Source organism: Peptoniphilus hominis (ex Hitch et al. 2025), assembly GCF_040096015.1.
Taxonomy (GTDB): domain Bacteria; phylum Bacillota; class Clostridia; order Tissierellales; family Peptoniphilaceae; genus Peptoniphilus_A; species Peptoniphilus_A hominis.
Genome location: NZ_JBBMFO010000001.1, coordinates 78,329 through 101,242, shown reverse-complemented (window position 1 = coordinate 101,242; position 22,914 = coordinate 78,329). Strand labels below are relative to the sequence as shown.

Genomic DNA, 22,914 nt, shown 5'->3' with positions numbered 1-22,914 from the left:
ATTTTAATTAGTTTTTTCTAGTTCTTTTGAAATTACATCCCAAATATTTTGAGTTTCAAATCCAAGTCTCCAAGATCCAACTCCTGCTAGATTATATTTATTAACTAGGGAAACTTTTTTCTCTATGGAATTTGCATCCTCTATCCAAATTTTATATGTTGCACCATTTTCTTGATATTCCACATAATTTTGTTGTGATTCTTTGTCCCAAGTTGGATTTAATCCCTTTGATGCAATAATATTTGCAACTTCTGACATGGATATTGTCTTTGAAGTAACTTTGCCATTTGAATCTTTCCAAAGTCTTGTATAAAGGGGAACACCTAAGATCATTTTTCTATTAGGTATATTCCTAAACAAGACATTAATGCTGCCTTCCACCCATTTATATTGAGCAACTGAACCTGCTTCTTCAGATGATGCCCAGTGTTGGTCATAAGACATGACAACTATATAATCAGAAATTTCTGCCAAAGCTTTTCTGTCGTAGGGCTCCTTAGTGACATCAGATGAAATTTGCGGAGTTACATCAACAGTAACAATAAAATCTTCTCCAGCACTTTCTCTAAATTCTCTTACAAAGGCAGTTATATTGTCTCTATCTTCAATTTTTGTGTGTTCAAAGTCTATGTTGATGCCCTTCATCTTGTATTTTCTACAAAGTTCAAGAGTTTTATCGATGATTTTTTTGCGAGTATTTTCATTTGATAGAGCCTCATGAGTAATGTCTGGGTCAAAGGAATTGTCCAAATAAGCCCATACTTCAATGTCTAAATCATTGTACTTCTTTATATAATTTAAGTTTCCTCTATCAATCATGTCTCCATTGCCATTTCTAATGGAAAACCAAGTAGGAATTATTACATCAAGTCCCTTTATGTCTTTTATTTGCTCAACTTTTGCGTCAGAATGCTCAGCATAAGTGTAGTCCCAAGTTAAATTAATTGGACTCTTTGAAATGTTTTTTGTGGCAGATGCTAAAGTGAATTTTTCAAAATTTTCATCAACATCGCTCTTTAAAACATAACCGGCATATCCTTCAGGCATTCTAACAACATAGTATTTACTTTCTTCGCCATAAACATATAATTTTTCGCCTTCAGGAAGTTTTTTTATAATTGGACTTCTGCGAGAAGCATCTTCTCTAAGCAAAGTTTCTTTCTTTGTCTTTGTTAAGTCATATTCCTTATCTCTATAGTCTAAAAGCAAAAGTCTTATGTCTTTATTATATCTCAAGCTTACATTGTAGTCGTAGATAAAGGCTTCAATTGGAAGCATTATCTTGCCATTTTTTTCGATAACTGGTGCTCTTAAATCAATAGTTCCGCTGTTAAATTTTGCTTGATATTCATTTAACTTTAAAGTTTTATTTGCGTGGTCGTTTTCTATCTTTACTTCTCCACTTGATTTATCATAAGAAATATTTTCATCAAGATATTTCTTTATGTAGTCAAGAGATAGGTAAATCATTCCATCTTCAATGGAAAAGTCATCTTTATCGATATCCTTATTTTCTGTTATGAAGTTAAATTTGTCGTATTTAGTTGAAATTTTTGTCGTTCCTCTATTTTCAACAAATAAAAAAGCACCTGCTGCCAAAATAATAATTAAAAAAATTCCAAAAAAAATCTTTTTCATATAATCACTCCTCTAATTTATTTGCTCAAAATAAAAGATACTAAAAATAGGACTTAAAGTCCCACTCTTAGTAATTAGTCTTTTCTTTAACTTTTGCAGCTTTACCTTGTCTATCTCTAAGATAGTAAAGTTTAGCACGTCTAACACTACCTTTTCTTGTAACAACAAGATCGGCAATTCTTGGTGAATTAAGAAGGAAAGTTCTTTCAACTCCAATACCATAAGAAATTCTTCTTACTGTAAAAGTTTTTCTAGAGCTTTTTCCTTGAATTTTTATGACAGTTCCATCAAAAACTTGGATTCTTTGTCTTTCGCCTTCAATAATCTTGTAGTGAACACTTACAGTATCCCCAACATTAAATTTAGGTAAATTTTCATTTATTTGTTCATCTTCAATAGCTTTAATATAATCCATTGTCTTTACCTCCTTCCAGTAAATCTTTCAATATATCTTTTTCTTCATCATTTAAATTTTTATTTTTTAATAAATCTGGCCTTTTCTGCAAGGTGTTTTTAATAGACTCTCTAAGTCTATACTTCCTAATTTTTTCATGATCTCCACTTAAAAGAATATCAGGAACTTCAAGTCCTCTAAATTCTTTTGGTCTAGTGTACTGTGGATGTTCTAAAAGCCCATTATAGTGCGACTCGTCTTTAAAGGACTCATCACTAGCAAGAACGCCATCAATTAGTCTTGATACACCATCAATAATTACCATAGATGCCAACTCTCCACCAGTTAAAACATAGTCACCAATGGAAATTTCTTCATCTACATAATTTTCAATGACTCTATTGTCAATACCTTCGTAATGACCATTTAAAAGTATTATGTGTTCTTCATTTTTAAGTTCTTTTAGCTTATCTTGAGTTAAAACCTTGCCCTGTGGGGACATGTAATAAACTTTAGATTTTTCACTCTTTACAGATTCTATTGCCTCTACTATTGGTTTTATTTGCATTAGCATACCTGGCCCACCGCCATAGGGATAGTCGTCAACTTGTAGGTATTTGTTGATTGCAAAATCTCTTATATCTACAGTTTCTAGATCTAATTTTCCTTCGCCGATAGCCCTTCCAACAATAGAAAAATCTCTAATGTGATTTATGAATTCGGGAAATAATGTTAAAACACTTATTTTCACAAAATCATTCCTTCTATTAATTTGATAGTTATTGTTGAATCTATTTTTTTAATAAATTCCTTAACTGCAGGTATTTGATAAATACTTTTATCATCACTTTCAATTATAAAAATATCATTAGCAGGGTATTCCAATACATCTTTAAGTATGCCAATATAATTGTTTTCAGTGTCATAAACTTTTTTGCCAATTATATCAGATACATAGTACTGATCTTCCTTTAAGGCTAACCTATCTTCATCTTTAATATAAATCTCACTGCCCTTTAAATTTAGGACGAGATTTATATCTTCAAAACCTTCAAAAGTTATATATACAAAATCATTTACTCTAACTTTTTTAATAAAAAATTCTCGTAAATCATTGCCTATAAAGACACTCTTTAACTTTGAAAATCTTTTTTTGTCAAAAGTATAAGGCTCTACTTTAAGTTCACCCTTGATGCCATGAGTATTTATAATTTTACCAATGCATGTAATTGAATCTTTAATATTCTTCAATTTCCAAATTAACCTTTACATCTTCTTTTAGTGAAACAGCCTTTAAGATTGCTCTTATTGCCTTGGCAATTCTACCTTGTTTGCCAATAACTTTTCCCATATCATTTGATGCAACTTTAAGAGTAATATCAATTGAATCATCATTCTTAGTCATTGTCACATCAACTGAAGAAGGATCGTCAACTAAAGATTTAGCAATATATTCAATTAATTCAACCATTTTGGTCCTCCAAACATACTGTTATTCAGTAGCTTCTGATTCACTTGCTTCTGCTGTATCCTTTGAGTCTTTTCCAGTGTTATATACTGAATTTTCTCTGAAAAGTCTGTCAACTGTATCAGTAGGTTTTGCACCGTTTTTAATCCAGTTGTTAGCTTTTTCTGAATCTACAACAACTTCCTTAGGAGCTGTAAGTGGGTTATAATAACCAATCTCCTCGATGAATTTTCCATCTCTAGGACTTCTAGAGTCTGCTACAACTATTCTATAAAAGGGTTTTTTCTTTGTACCCATTCTTCTAAGTCTAATTTTAACTGCCAAATTATTCACCTCCACAAAAAAATTTATATATTAAAATATATAAGCTAGGTTAAAAGGAAAAAGGTAATTTAAATTTTCTCTTTCCCATATTTTTGGACATGTTTCCAAATTGTTTCATCATTTTTCTCATGTCCTTAAACTGTTTTATAAGTTTATTTACATCTGCTGGACTAGTTCCAGAACCCTGTGCTATTCTCTTCCTTCTGGAAGAATCTATAATTTCAGGCTTTTGTCTTTCCTTTTTTGTCATGGAAAGAATCATTGCCTCAACTTTAGCAAATTCATTATCAGGTAAGCTAATACCCTTTAGGGCCTTGCTATTCATGCCAGGAATCATTCCAATAATATCTTCTAGGGGACCCATGTTTTTCATTTGTTGCATTTGGTCCAAGAAATCTTCGAAAGTAAAAGTTGACTTTCTAAGTTTCTCTTCAAGTTCCCTTGCCTTTTTATCATCAACAGCTGACTGTGCTTTTTCAATTAAGGAGAGCACATCCCCCATTCCAAGAATTCTCGAAGCCATTCTGTCTGGGTGGAAGACTTCAATATTATCCATCTTTTCACCACTAGCAATAAATTTTATAGGAACATCAGTAACTGATCTAATAGATAGAGCAGCACCACCTCTTGCATCGCCATCAAGTTTAGTAAGTATTACACCGGTTAGCTTTAACATATTGTCAAAGGTATCGGCAACATTTACTGCATCTTGACCAGTCATTGCATCAAGGACAAGAAGAACTTCAGAAGGTTCAAGTGCCTCATGTATATCTTGAAGCTCCTTCATAAGTTTTTCATCAATGTGAAGTCTACCAGCTGTATCTATGATTACTACATCATTTCCATTTTTCTTAGCATGCTCAAGAGCAGCCTTAGAAATATCTACTGGGGAAATTTTATCTCCCATGGTGAAAACTGAAATGTCAACAGACTTACCAACAACTTGAAGTTGTTTTATGGCTGCTGGTCTATAAACATCACAAGCAACTAAAAGAGGTCTCTTTCCATCTTTTTTTAATTTATTGGCAAGCTTACCACTTGTAGTAGTTTTACCTGCGCCTTGAAGACCACACATCATTATAACTGTAGGTTTTTTTGAGAAGTCAATTTTGACTTCGCTAGTTCCCATTAAATTTGTGAGTTCTTCGTTGACAATTTTAATAACTTGTTGGCCTGGAGTAAGAGATTCTAAAACTTCTTTTCCCAAAGCTCTTTCTTTAACTGTTTTTACAAATTCTTTAACTACTTTAAAGTTAACATCAGCCTCAAGAAGTGCAAGTTTTACTTCACGCATAGCTGCGTCAATATCTTTGTCGGATAATTTACCTTTGCCTGTCAATTTTTGCAAAGTATTTTGCAATTTATCGGATAAACTTTCGAATACCAAAAATCCACCTCCTAGTCAAAAAGTATTTTTCTAAGTTCTTTAATTTTCAAAGTATCTTGATTTAAAGATTCTTTTTCCATACCTTCTAAAATAGTTTCAATTTTTTTTCTTTTTATTTCTCTACTCTCTTCTTCTTTTTTAGCATTTTTTATTAGTTCAAGTTTTTTTTCAAAGTCTTCTAAATTATTTTCTGCCCTTTTTAAGTTATCAAAGACTGCTTGCTTTGAGATGTTAAGTTCAGATGATATCTCATTTATTGTGCAGTCATAGACATAATACATATAGGCAGCCTTCTTTTGCTTTTCAGTGAGAAGATTTCCATAAAAATCAAGTAAGCTGTTCATCCTAAAAAATTTTTCATTCATTTTTATCACCATTTTTCTAGCGAGGTCAACCTTTTTACTTGACCTTTATTATTGTAGCTAATACTTCCCAATAAGTCAACAAATTTTTTAAATTTTTTTATATTTTTTTGAATTTTTTAAAAGATTAGCTATGCATAAAAATTTTTTTAAATAATGATTTAAGTGACTACATTGATTTTTTATTTAGCAAAAAATTACAAAAAAAGTAGGATCTCTCCTACTTTAAAAATTTATAAAATTTTATCCAAAGATTGTCTCTAAGAAGGTGTCAATATTAAAATCTTGAAGGTCGTCTATTCCTTCTCCAACCCCAATAAGTTTAATTGGAATTCCAAGTTCAGATTGAAGGGCTATTACAACTCCGCCCTTTGCAGTTCCGTCAAGTTTTGTAAGGGCAATGGCAGAAATGTCTGTAACTTCTTTAAAAGTTTTTGCTTGATTAATTGCGTTTTGTCCTGTTGTTGAGTCGAGAACCAATAAATTTTCGCGATTGGCTTCAGGATATTTTTTGCTTATAATTCTATTTATTTTTTCAAGTTCCTTCATAAGATTTGACTTGTTGTGAAGCCTTCCTGCAGTGTCGACTATTAATACATCAGTATTTCTTGCCTTAGCTGCTTCTATGGCATCGAAGACAACTGCGGCTGGGTCAGATCCCTCGTCATGACTAATTACATCAACATTTGCTCTAATTCCCCATTCCTTTAGTTGGTCAATGGCAGCAGCTCTAAAAGTATCTGCCGCACAAACTAAAACTGATTTGTTTTCATTTTTAAATCTTTGTGAAAGTTTACCAATAGTTGTAGTTTTTCCTACTCCATTTACACCAACGACTAAAATAATTGCTGGTGCGTCTGAATTAATTTTTGTGTTTAGTTCTGGGTTCATCAATTTTTTTGCTTCTTCCAATAATAGAGGTTTAACTTCTTTAGGATCGTTAACTTTTTCTCTAATTATTGTTTCACGCAAATTGTCAATTAGTTTCATTGTAGTTTCCATTCCCACATCTGCTGAAACTAAAATGTCTTCAAGGTCTTCTAGCATCTCGTCATCAATTTTTACATAGGCGCCAAGAACAGTGTTGATTTTTATGCCGACTTCTTTTCTTGTTTTGTCGAGACCATCCATTAATCTTTGAAAAAGTGAAGCTTTTTTTGGTTCTTCTACTTCTTCAACTTCTTCTTCAAGATTTTCCTGATTTTCTTCTTTTTCTTCTGCCTTATTATCTATTGCTTCTTCAATTACTTCCTTATCTTGAAATTTTTCATTAGTGTCTTCTATTTTTTCAGAAGCTTCTAAATCTTCTTCTGATAAATTTCCTTCTTCTGAAACCTCTTCTAACATTTCATGGATTTCTTCTAAGTCTTTATCTTCTTCTTTTATTTCCTCTAAGTTGTCGTCAATCAATTCATCTTCTTTGAATTCTTCCTTGCTGTCTTCTTTTTCCTCTGTCTTATTTTCTATAGCCTCTTCAATAACTTCCTTATCTTGAAATTTTTCATTAGTATCTTCTATTTCTTCAGAAGCTTCTAAATCTTCTTCTGACAGATTTCCTTCTTCTGAAACTTCTTCTAGCTTTTCATGAATTTCTTCAAGTTCTTCTTGATTTTCCTCAGAAGAAATTTCATCCTTTACTTCTTGAACTTCTTCCTTAACTTCATCTTCTTTTTTCTTAAATTTATCCTTAAACCATTCAAACATTTTATTCTCCTAATCCTTTAATTTTACAGAATATAACTTACTAATTCCTTTCTCTTCCATTGTAACACCATACATAGTCTTTGCAATCTCCATTGTAAGTTTTCTGTGAGTAATTATTATAAACTGGATTCCCTCTAAAGTAAGAAGGTAATCAGCATATCTTTTTATATTTGCATCATCAAGAGCTGCGTCTATTTCGTCTAAGATGCAAAAAGAAGCAGGCCTATATTTTAAGAGGGCAAACAAAAGTGCCACAGCAGTAAGTGATTTTTCTCCACCTGATAATAGTGAAAGAGCTTGAAGTCTCTTGCCTGGAGGAGAAGCCTTTATCTCTATGCCAGAATTTAGTAAATCTCCCTCAATGCTAATTTCTGCGCGACCACCATTAAACAAAGTCTTAAAAATTTCTGCAAAATTCTCTGAGATTTCATCCATGGCTTCTTTGAATATTTTTTTCATCTCAAGGTCTAACTTACTTAAAATTGACTTAATTTCTTCCTTTGATTTGATTAAGTCGTCTCTTTGTGAGCTGTAGAAGTCAAGTCTTTCCTTTACAAGTTTGTATTCTTCAATAGAAGAAATATTTACTTCTCCATATTCTCTTACCTTTTTCTTCAACCTTTTAATTGAACTTTCCTTGATGTCCTGTAGATTTTCGTCGATGTATTTGTGAAAATCTTCGATATTGTACTCATCGTTTAGCCTAACACTTTCATTTAATATTTTGTTTTTATTCATATCAATTTTTAAATTGATTTTTTCTATTTCCGAATTTATTATAAGTGATTTTTCCTTTAGTTCACTTAACTTATCTTTGCTACTTAAGAAAACTTTATTTTTTTCTTCCAAAAGACTTTTTAGATCATTAATGGAAATTTTTAAATTTTCAATAGATGACTTTAGGTCTTCTAATTTAATCTTATTTTCATCATTAAAACTTGTTTTATTGTTGATGTTAAGGCTAGTATCCTCTAGAGAAATCTTATTGGCCTTCAATTTTTCTTCAATACTTTGAATTTCATTTTTAATTCTTTCAGATTCTCTATTGTTATATAGAAGTTTTTCACGATTTTCTCTCTCTAATAGCTGAATCTCAATTCTTTCACTTTTTAAAGCTTCTATTGACTTTGATAATTCAGATAATTTTTCTCCGCTATTCACTTCTTTAAGTAGATCTTCTAAAAGTTTATTTTTATTTTCAATTTCTAAAGTATTTTTTTCTAAATTTGAAGAGTCAACTTTGATGTTTTCTTCTAATTCATCTCTTTCTCTTTCATATTTAATTAAATAATTTGTATTTAAATCTCTGTCATTTTTATTTTTATAAATATTTTTTTCAATATCAGAAATTTTCATTTTGTAAGAGTTTTGTCTTTCAGAAAAATCTCTTGAAAAACTTTCTAAATCAAAAATTTCTTTTTCTATTTTACTTTTTTCCTGGCTAAGATTTTTTATCTCAGCATCAGTTTCCTTAGCTTTAATTTGAAGCTCATTTATTTCATTTTTACGCAAAATAAAACTGCTGTTGAAATTATTTAAACTTCCGCCAGTTATGGCTCCTGAAGGATTAAATACATCGCCCTTTAGAGTTACAACTTTTAATTTATGCTTTTTTGATATGCGACTTGCATTTTTAAAATTATCGGCAACAATAACTCTTCCAAGTAAATTGTAAAAAATTCCAGAAAAAACTTCGTCAAATTTAATTAAATCGCAGGCTATTCCAATTACCCCATCTTCAGAATTTATTTTTACCTTGCTGCCATTAACTCTATCAAGGGGCAAAAAGGTTGCTCTACCCATTTTATTGTCTTCAAGAATTTTTAACATTTCTGAAGTTTCCTTAGTTGAAGACACAATTATGTTTTGAGCCATGGAACCTAGAGCTACTGAAATTGCCCTTTCATATTTTTTTTCTACAGAAAACTTTTCTGCAACTGGTCCAAATAAAGACTCTTTAAAGACATTGTGGTTTGAAGAAAAATTCATAAAGGACTTTACAGTTCTGTTGTAGCCTTCATAATTTGACTCCATATTTTCAAGTATCTTTAATTTAGCTAAGATTTCATTTAGAGAATTTTTCTTTGAAATCAACTGATTCTCAAGATTTTTATTATTTTCATCAAGCTTACTTAACTTTTCCTCAGTTTTTTGAAAGTCTAATTCTTCTTTTTTTAGTAAGTCATTTAATTTCTCTATTTCCTTTGAATCTTTATCAATAATTTTTACAAATTCAGCTTCATTGTTTTTTAGATTTTCAATGCTTTTCTCTAAGCTTAGCTTCCTATTGTTTTTTTCTTCAATAATGTCCTTTAAGGTTTCGTTTTTAAAATTAATATTTTCTATTTCATTTTTTATTTTATTTTTATTTTCAAAATTTAAATTGCCAATTTCTTCTAATTTTTTAAATTCTTCTTCAAGACTTTCAATGTTTTTATTTTTTTCTTCTAATTTTTTTAGAATTTCATCTTTTGATTCCTTTAGAATTTCCTGATCCTTGTAAAGATCTTCTAAGTTTTTATTATTTAAAAGCATGCTTTCTTTAAGAGAAGAATTTTCAAACTCAATTCTCTCAGAATCTTTTTTTAATGAATTTATCTTTTCACTTTGAAGAGTAAGTTCTAAATTTATTTTGTCATATTCATCTTTTTGGAGAATTAAATTTTCATTGGCTTCATTATTTTTATCAGAAATATTAGAAATTTCATTTTCTAATACTTCCAATTCCTTATATAAATTATTGCGTTCTAGATTAATTTTATCAGAATCTAATTTTAAACTTTCTGAAATCTCTTCAAGCTTTTTTATTTCTTCTTCTTTATTTTTTATCTCTTTACAGGAAAAATTTATGTCATTTATCTTTAAAACTTCAAAATCCTTTAGGTAGGCTTCAGCTTTTTCAGCTTGAGCCTTGAGATTTTCTTCTTGAAGGACTATTTCTGATAAAATATCCTCGATTCTAACTAAATTTTCTTCTGTCTTTAAAAGTTTATTAGTAGATTGAACTTTTTTGTACTTGTATTTTGAAATCCCTGCAGCCTCTTCAAAAATATTTCTTCTGTCCTCTGGCTTTGAACTTAGAACAGATTCAATTTTTCCTTGACCAATTACAGAATAACCATCTTTTCCGATTCCAGTGTCCATAAATAGTTCTTTGATGTCTTTGAGCCTGCACTTCTTATTGTTAATCAAGAATTCACTTTCAAGAGACCTATACATCCTTCTAGTGACAGAAACCTCGTTATAAGGAAGGTTAAGAGATTTTTCGCTGTTATCAAAAACAATAGTAACTTCAGCAAGTCCAAGTGGCCTTTTGGCATCAGTTCCAGAAAAAATTACATCTTCCATCTTATTTCCACGAAGATTTTTAACTGAAGTTTCTCCAAGGACCCAGGTAATGGCATCAGTAATATTGCTCTTGCCACTACCATTGGGACCAACTATTGCCGTAGTAGTCTCGTCTAATTCAATTTTTGTTCTATTTGCAAAGGACTTAAATCCCTGCATAGTAACTGATTTTAAAAACATCTACTCACCTATAATAATCTCTTATATCAATAAGCTCACTAAATTTAGCTTGAAGCTCAACATGAAAACTTCCTAAATCTTTTTCTTTCAATTTAATTTTTGAAATACCAAGTTCTTTTACGATTTCATCTTTATTTTTTGATTTTTGTCCACTAATATTTGAAATATTTTTTCCACTGGCAAAAATTAAAATCTCACGGCTTATATTTTTTGACTTTTTAAAATAATTTAAAAGTCCAGTCTTAAAATAATATGCCTCAACTAACTGCCTGTAGGAAGGATGAAAGGCGCCTGCAACTACATCTTTATCATAGTTTATATTTTCCGTTGGTTGAAGTCCAACTCTTATTACATTTATGTCATTTTTATAATAAATATCAAGTATGTCTGCAACATATTTAATGGAAGAATCTAAATCTAAGGCCTTGTACTTTCCATCTATCAAGTTTTTATAAAGATCCGTTTCCTTTATTACAAGAGTTGGATAAATCCTCACGCAATCTGGTTTTAGTTTTACAAATTCCCTTGCTGTGTAAATAGACTTGTCAATATTATCTCCTGGTAGTCCAACCATTTGTTGAAGTCCCAGTGAAAATCCATAATCTTTAATTAATTTCGATGAACTATAAACACAAGCTGCATCATGACCTCTATTGGAAAGTCTTAAAACTTCTTCATCAAGGCTTTGGACTCCCAGTTCAATTATATCTACACCATATTTTTTCAAATTATTTAATATTTCATGGTCAATTGCATCTGGTCTTGTGGACAGTCTAATGTACTTAACTAAGCCTTTTCCTTTGTATCTATGGGCAACTTCTAAAAATTCACTTTGCTTATCTATGGGTATGGCTGTGAAACTTCCTCCATAGAAGGCAACTTCAATGTTGTCCTTTCTTTTAAAATAAGAAAGATATTCCAAAATAGTATTTTTCACATCACTATTTGAAATATCTGTAGACATTCCCGTAATTTTTCTTTGGTTACAAAAAACACAATCGTTGGGGCAGCCATAGTGAGGGATGAAAATTGGTATGATATTTCTCTTAGACAATTTCCCCTCTCCTTTTAAAGGCATCCTTGGCAGCCTCTTGTTGAGACTCCTTTTTTGTTTTTCCCTTGCCACATCCAACTAAAACTTCATCTAAATATAATTCAGTAAAGAAAGTTTTATCGTTGTCTGGACCTTCTTCTCTAACTAGTTTATACTCAGCTTTTTTGCCAGATTTTTGCACCTTTTCTTGAAATTTAGTTTTGAAATCAATATTAAATAACTTATAGCTATCCTTTTCTAAAAAATCTTGAAATAAATCTAAAATAATTTTTTTGACATTTTCAAAATTTGAATCTAAATAAATTGCTCCAAATAAAGCTTCAAGAGCATCAGCGGAAGTAGACTCTCTATTTTTTCCACCACTTTTTATTTCTCCCTTGCCAAATTTTAAATATTCTCCAAGCATTAATTTTTTAGAAATAAAAAACAAAACTTTCTCATTTACTGATTCAGCTCTCATCTTAGTTAGCGAACCTTCATTGTCTTCTGGAAAATTTTTATAAAAATATTCTCCAATTACAAGACCAAGAATTGCATCACCTAGATATTCTAGCCTTTCGTTACTCTCAAAGCTCTTCATATCATTTTCATTGATAAAAGAACTGTGAGTTAAAGCCCTTTCTAAAAGATCTCTATTTTTAAAATTATAATTTAATTTTTTTTCAAGATGTTTTAGATTATCCATAGACATGAAATCACTGTTCCAAATCTTCTACATAGTCAATAACATCGCCAACAGTTTTTAATTTTTCTAGATCTTCTTCAGAAACTTCAGTCTCAAATTCTTCTTCAATAGTCATAACTAGTTCAACAAGTTCAATTGAATCAGCGTTTAAGTCATCTTGAAAGCTCATATCTTCATCAAGTTCATTTACATCCATGTTAAATTGTTCTGCAATAATTTCTAGAATTCTTTCTTTCATTTACCTTCCACCTTATCTTTAATTTTTTTAACTACATTAGATTCTACTATACTTATAGCATATTTTGCAGCATTTTTTATTGCTCTCTCATCAGAATTTCCATGAGCCTTTATAATATTCCCGTCGATACCCAAAAGAATTGTGCCGCCAACTTCCTTTGCATCTAAATTTTTAAATTTAGTCATTAAAAATTTACTAAATAGAGCTTTGCTTTCATCATCAAGATCAGACTTTTCCAGGCTGTGAAACACATTTTTTACAGCAAAATCAACTACACCTTCAATTGACTTTAGTAAAATATTTCCATCAAAGCCATCACAGACAAGAAGGTCAACATCGTTATTCATAATATCTCTTGCTTCAATATTTCCAACAAAATTTATATTGCTATCTTTAAGGACCTTATAGGTTTCTTTGTATAATGAGTTTCCCTTGCCTTCTTCACTTCCTACATTTAATAGACCAACCTTTGGCGAATCAATCTTATAGTACTCTTTAAGGAAAACTTCTCCAAGAGTTGCGAACTCTAATAGGAGTTCTGGGTTTGTGTCCATATTAGCACCAGAGTCAATTACCATAGTGTTTGATTTCATGCCAGGAATAGTTGTAGGTAGAACTGCTCTTTTTATTCCCTTAATTCTTCCAACTATAAATAAGCCACCTGCTAAAAGTGCTCCTGTACTTCCTGCAGAAATTAAGGCGTCACCTTTCTTTTCTTTTAATAAAGTCATAGCAATGACAATTGAAGAATCCTTTTTGCGTCTAAGTGCAAAGGCAGGGTCTTCATTATTCTCAATATTTTCCTTTGCATCAACTATTTCAATTTTGTCTTTATTGTAATCTAGTTCTTGTAGATTTTCTTTTATAAAATCTTCTCTTCCAACTAGAATAATATCTGTATCAAATTCATTAGAGGCTTCGATTGCACCCTTAATAATTTCGGATTTATTATCTCCACCATTTATATCAAAAATTAATTTCATTTTGACCTCCAGTAATAATTTTAATATTATATCAAAAGATTAAAAAAATCAATAATTAAGGCGTAAGTCTAATATCAACTTATAAAAAGTTTAACATAAATAAAATAAAATTTACACAAAAACTCGCCCAAGTTTCCTTGAGCGAGTCCAAATAATTATAAAATTTATATTGAGTTAAATTAGTTATCTTATTCTTCTTCAGAAAGACTTACATAGCTTGCATATCTTTCCTTAGCATTTTCTTCTGCAACTTCGTAAAGTTTTTCAGCTCTTTCAGGGAATAACTTCTTAAGTGAAGTGTATCTAACTTCTCCATCTAGGAAGTCTCTGAAAGGTTTTGTAGGTTCTTTAGAATCTAAGATGAATGGATTCTTTCCTTCAGCCTTAAGTTCAGGGTTGAATCTGTATAGGTGCCAGTAGCCAGTTTCTACAGCTTTCTTTTCTTCTTCAACTGAGAAGCCCATACCTACTCTAATGCCGTGGTTGATACATGGTGCGTAAGCAATTACTAGTGAAGGTCCATCGTAAGCTTCTGCTTCTTTGATAGCCTTAAATGCTTGATTCTTGTCAGCACCTAGAGCAATTTGTGCAACATATACATAACCATAAGTTGTAGCCATTAGACCTAAGTCTTTCTTCTTAGTTAACTTACCAGCTGCTGCGAATTGTGCAATTGCTGCTGTTGGTGTTGACTTAGAAGCTTGACCACCTGTATTAGAATATACTTCAGTATCAAGAACAAGAACATTAATGTTTTCACCAGATGCAAGAACATGGTCAAGTCCACCGTATCCGATGTCGTATGCCCAACCGTCTCCACCGATGATCCATTGACTCTTCTTGATTAAGAATCTTTCAAGACCCTTTAGAGTATCAATAATTTCATCTGCTTTTTCGTTGCCGAATTTTTTGTCAAGAACTTTAAGAACTTTTGCGCTTGCAGCCTTAGATGTCTTGTAATCTTCTTTACCTTCAATCCAAGCCTTAAATGCTTCATTAGCATCCTTATCTACATTAAGTTCAATAAATTCCTTCATTAGATTTTCAATTCTATTTCGAGTTTGTTCTTGAGATACTGCCATACCATAACCGTATTCAGCATTATCTTCGAATAGTGAGTTAGCCCATGATGGTCCATTGCCACAGTCATCAGTGCAATATGGCATAGATGGTGCAGAACCGCCCCAAATTGATGAACAACCAGTTGCGTTAGCAATACTCATTCTATCTCCAAATAATTGTGTAACAAGTTTTACATATGGAGTTTCTCCACAACCTGCACAAGCTCCAGAGAATTCAAGATATGGAGTTTGGAATTGAGAGTTCTTGAAGTTGTTTGGTTCAATATTTTCTTCTTTAGATTTAATGTGTTCAGAAGCATATTCCCAGTTAGCAGCTTGTACATCAATTTCATTTTCAAATGGTGACATTACAAGAGCTTTTTGTTTAGCAGGACATACTTGAGCACAGTTTCCACAACCAGTACAATCTAGTGGTGAAATTTGAATTCTATATTCATAATCTTCAAGTCCCTTGCCATTAGCTTTTTTAGTTTCGAATCCTTCAGGTGCATTAGCCTTTTCGTCTTTGTCAACTAAGAAAGGTCTAATAACAGCGTGAGGACATACTAGTGAACATTGGTTACATTGGATACAGTTTTCAATCTTCCAGTGAGGAACATTTACAGCTATACCTCTCTTTTCGTAACGGCTTGTTCCAGATGGGAATGTTCCATCAGGCATATCAACAAAAGTAGAAACTGGAAGGTCGTTACCTTCTTGTCTATTCATTGGGATAAGAATGTTGTTGATAAAGTCAGGTGCTCCACTGATCTTGAAGTCCTTAGTAGTATCAGCATTTTTCCAAGAATCTTTTACTTCTACTTTTTTAAGTGCGCCAATTCCTTGATCTACAGCTGCGTAATTCATCTTTACAATATCGTCGCCCTTAGCGCCGTAATCTTTAACAATTGCTTCTTTTAGAAGTTTAACAGCTTCGTCAATTGGAAGTACTTGAGATAGGTTAAAGAATGCAGCTTGCATTACCATGTTAGTTCTTCCGCCAAGTCCAACTTCAGCAGCTATTTTTGTAGCGTTAATTGTGTAGAATTCAATTTCATTGTCTGCAATATATTTCTTCATATAACCTGGAAGATGTTCTTCAAGTTCTTCTTCATTCCAAATAGTATTTAGTAAGAACTTTCCACCCTTTTTAAGTCCTCTCAATAGGTCATAAGAATATACATAGGATTGTTTTGAACAAGAAATAAAATCAGTTTCAGTTAATAGGTAAGTTGAAGTGATTCTGTTTTTTCCAAATCTCAAGTGAGACATTGTAACTCCACCAGATTTTTTGGAGTCATAGTCAAAGTATCCTTGAGCATACATGTCAGTGTTATCACCAATAATCTTAATTGCTGATTTATTTGCACCAACTGTACCGTCAGATCCGAATCCCCAGAATTTACATCTAATTGTTCCTTCAGGTTCTGTTGTGATTTCTTCTTTAATTGGAAGTGATTTGTGAGTTACATCATCAACAATACCAATTGTGAAGTCATTTTTAGGTTCAGCTTCTTTAAGGTTGTCATATACAGAAAGAATGTCTGTTGGGTTAGTGTCTTTAGATCCTAGTCCATAAATACCACCAACTATAAGTGGTTTTTTGTCTGATTCGTAGAAGGCATCTCTTACATCTAAGTAAAGAGGTTGTCCTACTGCTCCCTTTTCCTTAGTTCTATCAAGAACTGCAATTCTTTCTACAGTTTCAGGAATTGCGTCCATTAAGTGCTTAATAGAGAAAGGTCTGTATAGGTGAACTTTAACAAGTCCTGTCTTTTCTCCCTTAGCATTTAGATAATCTACAACTTCTTCGATTGTTTCTGTTACAGATCCCATAGCTACAATAATATCAGTTGCATCTTTAGCTCCATAATAATTAAATAAGTTGTATTCTCTTCCAGTTAATTTAGAAATTTCTTTCATGTAATCTTCAGTAATACCAACGATATCTGTGTAGTATTTATTTGAAGCTTCAATTTCTTGGAAGTAAATATCAGGGTTTTGAGCAGTACCTCTAACTTGTGGTCCATTTGGATTTAAAGCTCTTTCTTTAAAGGCTTTAATTGCATCATGATCAACAAGTTTTGCTAGGTCGTCGTAATTAAGTACTTCAATTTTTTGAACTTCGTGAGATGTTCTAAATCCATCAAAGAAGTGAACAAAAGGAACTCTACCTTTAATTGCAGATAAGTGAGCTACACCAGCTAAGTCCATTGCTTCTTGAACAGATCCAGATGCAAGAAGTGCAAATCCTGAAGCTCTAGCTGCCATAACGTCTTGGTGATCACCAAAGATTGATAGTGCGTGAGAAGCTAGTGCTCTAGCTGCAACATGGAATACTCCTGGAAGTAATTCTCCTGCTATCTTATACATGTTAGGTAGCATAAGTAATAAACCTTGAGATGCTGTATAAGTTGATGTAAGTGAACCAGCTTGTAGTGCACCGTGAACAGCTCCAGCAGCTCCTCCTTCTGATTGTAACTCCTTAACCAATACTTCTTGTCCGAAAATGTTTTTTCTTCCGTGAGAAGCCCAAGCATCAATGTGCTCAGCCATTGGAGATGATGGAGTTATTGGGTAAATACAAGCAACATCAGAGAACGCATAAGCGACATGAGCGGCTGCTTCATTACCATCCATTGTTTTAAATGTTTTAGCCATATTTTCCTCCTATTAATAATATAAACTAACCATACTGTTTATATTATAGAACTTAATTTAAAAAATTTCAATAATATTGTTAATAAATGACTTTAAATATTTGAAAATGGCGAATTATGAAAGATGTTTCATAATGTGGAATTATATTTTTTTTGTAAAATTTTTGTTAATCATTTATAAATATAAATAAAAGAGCACCTACTTGTGCTCTTCAGATTTTATTTTAATTTTTTTAACATTCTCTCATTAAGAGCAGTAGCTGGATTGTAGCCTAATTCCTTTTGCTTATAATTTTTTGTAGCAACTTCAATAATAAGTGCAGTGTGCCTGCCTGGTTTTACTGGAATGTCAAACTTAACAACATCTATTCCCAAAATGTTTTCATAATTATTGTCAAGTCCAAGTCTCTCGTATTCCTTTGACTCATCCCAATCTTCTAAGTTTACTACAACTTCAATTGCCTTTTCCTCCATAACAAAGCCTATGCCAAACATTTTTTGAATGTCAATTATCCCTACTCCCCTAATTTCCATAAAATATTTTGTAATATCAGGAGACTTTCCTATTAATTTTTTGTCAATATTTTTTATAATTACAGAATCGTCAGAGATGAGCCTTGCGCCATTGGAAATTAAATCAAGGGCAGTTTCACTCTTTCCTATTCCGCTTCTGCCTGTTATTAAAACACCAATGCCAGATATATCGAGTAAAACTCCATGCATTCTTGTAGTTGGAGCCAATGCCTCATCAACTAAAGAAATTATTTTGCTAAATATTTTTGAAGTTGTGTCATGACTTCTTATTATTGTGACATTGTATTTTTCAGCCAAAAATTTTGCCTGAGTAAAGATCATATTATTTCTAGAAAATACAACTACTGGTATGTTGTACTTAAATAATTTTTCCAAAGTAGAAAATTTTTCCTCATCATTCAATGAATTTATATAATGCCACTCCTGTGTGCCAATAAGCTGTATTCTATCCTTTACAAATTTTGAATAGTAGCCACAAAGTTGAAGGCCTGGCCTATTTATGTCGCTATTTTTAATTTCAATTTCATCGTAATCAGTTGATTTGTGAATAATTTCAAAATTTAGTTCCTCAACTATATATTTTAATTTAACTCCCATTTTTTGCTCTCCTAAAATGTTCATAAAGTGATTCTGCGCTTTTTTCGTTCATTGACTCAACTTCCATAAGCTCCTGGATGCTTGCTTTTTTTATTTTGTCAATGGATTTAAAGTGTTTCAACAAATTTTCCTTTCGCTTTGGTCCTATTAATTTTATATCGTCAAGCTCTGACTTAAACATTGTCTTGGACCTGAGATTTCTGTGATAATTTATTGCAAACCTGTGAGCTTCTTCTTGGATCTTGTAAATCATTTTATAGGCTCTGGAATTTAAATCAACATTAAATTCCTCATTGTTATAAATAATGCCACGAGTTCTGTGAAAGTCATCTTTGACAAGTCCGCAAATTTCAATATTCAATTTTAATTTATCGAGAATTTCCTTGGCTGCATTTACTTGACCCTTGCCACCATCCATCATTATTAGGTCTGGAAAATTTGAAAAGGAAGAATTTTTGTCCTCTTTCTTTTCTTCTACCCCTCTTCTAAATCTTCTTTCAATTACTTCCTTTAAACTTGAATAGTCATCAGGACCTATGACACTTTTTATCCTAAATTTTCTGTAGTCGCTCTTTTTTGCATCTCCATCTTCAAATACAACCATAGACCCAACAGACTCAACACCTGAAATATTTGAAATGTCATAGGCTTCTATTCGCCTTGGTCTTCGGCTTAGACCAATTAAATCTTTTATCTCTTCTAGTGCCAACCTGTTTGATTCAGCACGCTTTTTATACTTGTCGCCATACTTTTCAATCATGTCAAGGGCATTTCTCTTGACCATTCTCACTAATTCTTTTTTGTCGCCCTTTACTGGAACAGTAATTGTAACTTTATTGCCTCTCTTTTCACTTAGCCAATCTTCTAGCACCTTAATATCCATTGGCTTTTCTTCTATAATAATTTCCTTTGGAATATAAGATGCTCCAATGTAAAATTGTTTTAAAAATGAAGAAAAAATTTCCTCGTAGCTGTCATTGTAATAATCCCTTATCATGTAATGCTCTCTGCCAATAATTTTTCCATTTCTGAAAAAGAAAATTTGAATTAATACTTCGTCTATACCCTTGGCAATGGCGATTATGTCCTTGTCATCGCGAGCTTCAGGATCACTTATAAGTTGTCTTTCCTTTAAGTACTCTAAATTTTTAATCCTGTCGCGAATATCAGCAGCATTTTCATAGTCAAGATTTCTTGAATAATCCATCATCTTTTCATGAAGCTTATCTATTAATTTGTTGTCTGAACTTGAAAGAAAACTTAAAACTTCCTCTACCATGACATTATAATCTTGGTCCTTTACATTTCCTATGCAGGGTCCAAGGCATTTTCCAATGTAATAATTTAAACAAGGTCTATAATTTTTTTCTTCAACATTTTCTAAATTCAAATTGCAGGTCCTTAGAGGGTAAAGTCTCTCAAAGCTTTCGATTGATTCATTTACTGCAAAGACATCGGGATAGGGTCCAAAATACTTTGCCCCATCCTTTAAAATCCTTCTTGTCTTCATGACTCTTGGAAATCTCTCGTTGACCTTTACCTTGATGTAAGGATACTGCTTGTCGTCACGCAAGAGAATATTGTATTTTGGAAGATTATCCTTAATTAAATTGGACTCAAGGACAAGGGACTCCACTTCATTTTCTACAATAATATACTCAAAATCATGAATTTTTGAGACCATGCTGGCAACTTTTTTGGAAGATTTTCCATAAGACCCAAAGTATTGTCTCACTCTTTTTCTAAGAGACTTGGCCTTGCCAACATAAATTATCTCATCTAATTCATTTTTCATGATGTAAACCCCAGGTTTATCTGGAAGTTGGTCAAGCCTTTCTCTTAAATCTAACAATTATCTACTAACCTCTTTCGTCGCTTCTCTTAAATAATCTAAAACCTCTCCATGTAAATATGGACTTAACTTATCAAAAACTTCTCTGTGATAAGAATTTAAAACCTCTATCTGCCTATCTGTAAGTAAATTTACATCAATTGCCTTGAGTTCAAAAGGACAAAAAGAAATTGTCTTAAACTTATTAAATACTGAGTCATGAGTTTCGCAGTCAAAGACTACCCTCATGATGTTTTCAATTCTTATGCCATGCTTATTTTCTTTGTAGACACCAGGCTCATTGGAGACGATCATGTTTTCCTCCATCCTAACAGCAGGGTCTCTTGGAGAAATTCTCTGTGGTCCTTCATGAACTGAAAGGACAAAGCCAATTCCGTGACCTGTTCCGCACTTGTAGTCCATCCTACCTTGCCACAAGGCATATCTAGCAATGCCATCTAAGGCTAAATCATAAGTTCCCTTTAAAAATACTGCGTCCATTAAATCTATGTGACTCTTTAAAGTCATTGTGTAGTCGTGAATTTCTTCCTCTGTTAGGTCTCCCATGGCAATAGTTCTCGTGATGTCTGTGGTACCAGAATAGTATTGCCCACCTGAATCCACAAGGTAAAATCCCCTTGGTTCAATTACAGCTTGGTCCTCTTCTCTGGCATGATAGTGCATCATGGCTGCATTTTTTCCATAGGCAGAAATCGTATCAAAGGAATTTGAAATGTAAAGTGGATCTTCTGCACGCATAGAGTCAAGCATCATAGCTGCATCATATTCGCCAATTTTATTTTTTGCATTTTCCTTTAACCAGTAGATGAACTTAAATAAAATTGCCCCGTCTCTTATATAAGTATCTTCAAGATTTTTTATTTCAGTTTCATTTTTTATTGCCTTTAAATTTTCTGAAATATTATTGCCAAAAATTATTTCATTTTTTTGGCAAATGCCCTTATAAATTTTTTCGTTAATTGAGTTTGGATCTAGATAAATTTTTCTTTCTTCATAATTTTTTAGATAATCATAAAATTCTGAGTAATCTTTTACTTCAACAAAATCTGCAATTTCTCTTTCTATCTTTTTAGTCTTTTCTCTGTCAGTAAATAAAATTACCTTTTCAGCTTCTATAATCATAAAGGAAATTAGAACTGGCGTATCCTTTATGTCCATGCCGCGAATATTAAGAGTCCAAGCAATGTCCACAAGTGAAGAAACAATTGTCATATCAGCTTTTTTATCCCTTAAAATTTTTCTAATTTCAGAAACTTTTTCTGTTGCAGACTTTCCTGCATACTTTTCATCAAGGAAAAAAGCATCTTCACTTGGTAGAGGGTACCTATTTTTCCAAAGGTCAGTAATTAAATCAGCATCAACAATTTTTACATTTTTCTCCTTTAATTTCTCTTCCAAAGATGAAAAAATTTGGTGAGAAAAATATTCTGCATTTAAAGCAAGAGTCATGCCTTCTTTTATATTCTCACTAATCCAATCAGAGTAGTTTAAAACTCCAACTTGACCTTCTTTTTGAAGTTCAAATCCAAAATCTTTTATTTCTTTTGCAGCTTGGATAAAATACCTGCCATCTGTCCAAAGGTATGCCTCATCACTTGTAATGACAGCAGTTCCCTGTGAACCAGTAAAGCCTGTAACAAATTCCCTTTCCTTGTAAAAATCAGGAAGGTATTCAGAGCCATGGGGGTCCTTTGACGGAATAATATAAAAATCTATATTTTTTTCTCTCATTATATTTCTAATTTCATTTAAAATCACAAAATCACATCCTAAGTCATATATTATCACAAGGATAAATTTGAGCAAAGAAAAAAGTCCAGTGAAATAATTTTCCACCGAACTTTCTTGTCTTTATAATTTTTTTAATTTACTAAATTTTTTCATCAATTAAATCAATAAATTTTTCATTGCCCTTAATTGGCAAATAAATTTCATCTTTTTTAAATTTTATTTGAGCATATTGATTACCAAAAATATTAATATTTTTAAAATCCAAAATATCCTTTATTTTATAAACTCTATTGTTAAAAATAATTTCATCATCTTTTATAACAATTCTCTTGATCATTAAATCAAGGAAAATAAAACTACCTATTAATAAAAGGCAACTTTTCAAAAAATTTTCATATGACATTAGTAGCGCTAATAATTCGTGAGAAATATTTTCATTGTTATTTTCTGCAAATTTTAGAACTACAGCTCTAATTTGTGGAAATAAAAATTTTGAAAAACTTATTTCATAGCCAGCCCTTAAAACATCAAAAAGGCAGCCCATAAACTTGATGGCAAAGTACAACCATATTAAAAGGCAAAATAAAGCAAAAAATAAATAAAGTGGGTTTAAATTGTTGTAAATTTTTTCTTGATTATATTTTCTAGTTCTCTTCTTTGCTCTGTAATATAAAAGCAAAATCATAAAGCAAATAAAAATAATAAATTCCATTA

The 22,914-nt window shown here is 31.7% G+C and carries 19 protein-coding genes; all 19 read right to left on the bottom strand.

Annotated elements, in window-relative coordinates:
* Window positions 1–3: 3 nt before the first annotated feature.
* Window positions 4–1,638: a glycosyl hydrolase family 18 protein gene (locus WMO19_RS00465; RefSeq protein ID WP_349169753.1), complete on the bottom strand. Its 1,635-nt coding sequence runs from the start codon at window positions 1,636–1,638 to the stop codon at window positions 4–6.
* Between the two features lie 67 nt (window positions 1,639–1,705).
* A complete protein-coding gene (rplS, locus tag WMO19_RS00460; RefSeq protein WP_019124479.1) occupies window positions 1,706–2,053 on the bottom strand; it encodes a 50S ribosomal protein L19 in 348 nt (115 codons plus the stop codon).
* Entirely contained in the window at window positions 2,040–2,783 is a 744-nt protein-coding gene (gene trmD / locus WMO19_RS00455) for a tRNA (guanosine(37)-N1)-methyltransferase TrmD (protein WP_070610169.1), read from the bottom strand. Before trmD ends, rplS begins: the two co-directional genes overlap by 14 nt.
* Complete coding sequence (rimM, locus tag WMO19_RS00450) at window positions 2,780–3,283, bottom strand: ribosome maturation factor RimM (RefSeq protein WP_349169752.1); 504 nt, start codon at window positions 3,281–3,283, stop codon at window positions 2,780–2,782. The genes trmD and rimM overlap by 4 nt, the downstream gene beginning before the upstream one ends.
* Window positions 3,270–3,503, bottom strand: coding sequence for a KH domain-containing protein (locus WMO19_RS00445; protein WP_019124482.1), 234 nt, complete (start codon window positions 3,501–3,503; stop codon window positions 3,270–3,272). The genes rimM and WMO19_RS00445 overlap by 14 nt, the downstream gene beginning before the upstream one ends.
* Window positions 3,504–3,524: 21 nt before the next feature.
* Window positions 3,525–3,824, bottom strand: coding sequence for a 30S ribosomal protein S16 (gene rpsP, locus WMO19_RS00440; RefSeq protein ID WP_019124483.1), 300 nt, complete (start codon window positions 3,822–3,824; stop codon window positions 3,525–3,527).
* A gap of 49 nt (window positions 3,825–3,873) precedes the next feature.
* On the bottom strand, window positions 3,874–5,211 hold the full coding sequence (gene ffh, locus WMO19_RS00435) for a signal recognition particle protein (protein WP_349169751.1): 1,338 nt from the start codon (window positions 5,209–5,211) through the stop codon (window positions 3,874–3,876).
* Between the two features lie 11 nt (window positions 5,212–5,222).
* A complete protein-coding gene (ylxM, locus tag WMO19_RS00430) occupies window positions 5,223–5,576 on the bottom strand; it encodes a YlxM family DNA-binding protein (RefSeq protein WP_019124485.1) in 354 nt (117 codons plus the stop codon).
* 240 nt (window positions 5,577–5,816) lie between these two features.
* Entirely contained in the window at window positions 5,817–7,277 is a 1,461-nt protein-coding gene (gene ftsY, locus WMO19_RS00425; protein ID WP_349169750.1) for a signal recognition particle-docking protein FtsY, read from the bottom strand.
* Window positions 7,278–7,286: 9 nt separating this feature from the next.
* The gene (gene smc / locus WMO19_RS00420; RefSeq protein ID WP_349169749.1) at window positions 7,287–10,805 is read right to left on the bottom strand and encodes a chromosome segregation protein SMC; all 3,519 of its coding nucleotides are present in this window, start codon (window positions 10,803–10,805) and stop codon (window positions 7,287–7,289) included.
* Window positions 10,806–10,809: 4 nt separating this feature from the next.
* On the bottom strand, window positions 10,810–11,859 hold the full coding sequence (locus tag WMO19_RS00415) for an elongator complex protein 3 (RefSeq protein ID WP_349169748.1): 1,050 nt from the start codon (window positions 11,857–11,859) through the stop codon (window positions 10,810–10,812).
* Window positions 11,852–12,544: a ribonuclease III gene (gene rnc, locus WMO19_RS00410; RefSeq protein ID WP_349169747.1), complete on the bottom strand. Its 693-nt coding sequence runs from the start codon at window positions 12,542–12,544 to the stop codon at window positions 11,852–11,854. Before rnc ends, WMO19_RS00415 begins: the two co-directional genes overlap by 8 nt.
* 10 nt (window positions 12,545–12,554) lie before the next feature.
* Window positions 12,555–12,782, bottom strand: a complete 228-nt coding sequence (gene acpP / locus WMO19_RS00405) for an acyl carrier protein (RefSeq protein ID WP_288167407.1) — start codon at window positions 12,780–12,782, stop codon at window positions 12,555–12,557.
* A complete protein-coding gene (gene plsX / locus WMO19_RS00400) occupies window positions 12,779–13,765 on the bottom strand; it encodes a phosphate acyltransferase PlsX (protein WP_349169746.1) in 987 nt (328 codons plus the stop codon). Before plsX ends, acpP begins: the two co-directional genes overlap by 4 nt.
* 188 nt (window positions 13,766–13,953) lie before the next feature.
* Window positions 13,954–17,487 carry a pyruvate:ferredoxin (flavodoxin) oxidoreductase gene (gene nifJ / locus WMO19_RS00395; RefSeq protein ID WP_349169745.1) on the bottom strand — a complete coding sequence of 1,178 codons (3,534 nt, stop codon included), beginning with the start codon at window positions 17,485–17,487 and terminating at the stop codon, window positions 13,954–13,956.
* Window positions 17,488–17,705: 218 nt separating this feature from the next.
* Window positions 17,706–18,617, bottom strand: a complete 912-nt coding sequence (gene hprK, locus WMO19_RS00390) for an HPr(Ser) kinase/phosphatase (RefSeq protein WP_349169744.1) — start codon at window positions 18,615–18,617, stop codon at window positions 17,706–17,708.
* On the bottom strand, window positions 18,607–20,469 hold the full coding sequence (gene uvrC, locus WMO19_RS00385) for an excinuclease ABC subunit UvrC (RefSeq protein WP_349169743.1): 1,863 nt from the start codon (window positions 20,467–20,469) through the stop codon (window positions 18,607–18,609). Before uvrC ends, hprK begins: the two co-directional genes overlap by 11 nt.
* Window positions 20,470–22,227, bottom strand: a complete 1,758-nt coding sequence (locus WMO19_RS00380) for an aminopeptidase P family protein (protein WP_349169742.1) — start codon at window positions 22,225–22,227, stop codon at window positions 20,470–20,472.
* A gap of 112 nt (window positions 22,228–22,339) precedes the next feature.
* On the bottom strand, window positions 22,340–22,912 hold the full coding sequence (locus tag WMO19_RS00375) for a hypothetical protein (protein WP_349169741.1): 573 nt from the start codon (window positions 22,910–22,912) through the stop codon (window positions 22,340–22,342).
* Window positions 22,913–22,914: the final 2 nt, after the last annotated feature.

Excerpts from the sequence above, each read along its gene's own strand:
- WMO19_RS00465 (WP_349169753.1), bottom strand. The coding sequence starts at position 1,638 with ATGAAAAAGATTTTTTTTGGAATTTTTTTAATTATTATTTTGGCAGCA.
- rplS (WP_019124479.1), bottom strand. The coding sequence starts at position 2,053 with ATGGATTATATTAAAGCTATTGAAGATGAACAAATAAATGAAAATTTA.
- WMO19_RS00445 (WP_019124482.1), bottom strand. The coding sequence starts at position 3,503 with ATGGTTGAATTAATTGAATATATTGCTAAATCTTTAGTTGACGATCCT.
- ylxM (WP_019124485.1), bottom strand. The coding sequence starts at position 5,576 with ATGAATGAAAAATTTTTTAGGATGAACAGCTTACTTGATTTTTATGGA.
- ftsY (WP_349169750.1), bottom strand. The coding sequence starts at position 7,277 with ATGTTTGAATGGTTTAAGGATAAATTTAAGAAAAAAGAAGATGAAGTT.
- smc (WP_349169749.1), bottom strand. The coding sequence starts at position 10,805 with ATGTTTTTAAAATCAGTTACTATGCAGGGATTTAAGTCCTTTGCAAAT.
- rnc (WP_349169747.1), bottom strand. The coding sequence starts at position 12,544 with ATGGATAATCTAAAACATCTTGAAAAAAAATTAAATTATAATTTTAAA.
- acpP (WP_288167407.1), bottom strand. The coding sequence starts at position 12,782 with ATGAAAGAAAGAATTCTAGAAATTATTGCAGAACAATTTAACATGGAT.
- plsX (WP_349169746.1), bottom strand. The coding sequence starts at position 13,765 with ATGAAATTAATTTTTGATATAAATGGTGGAGATAATAAATCCGAAATT.
- nifJ (WP_349169745.1), bottom strand. The coding sequence starts at position 17,487 with ATGGCTAAAACATTTAAAACAATGGATGGTAATGAAGCAGCCGCTCAT.
- hprK (WP_349169744.1), bottom strand. The coding sequence starts at position 18,617 with ATGGGAGTTAAATTAAAATATATAGTTGAGGAACTAAATTTTGAAATT.
- WMO19_RS00375 (WP_349169741.1), bottom strand. The coding sequence starts at position 22,912 with ATGGAATTTATTATTTTTATTTGCTTTATGATTTTGCTTTTATATTAC.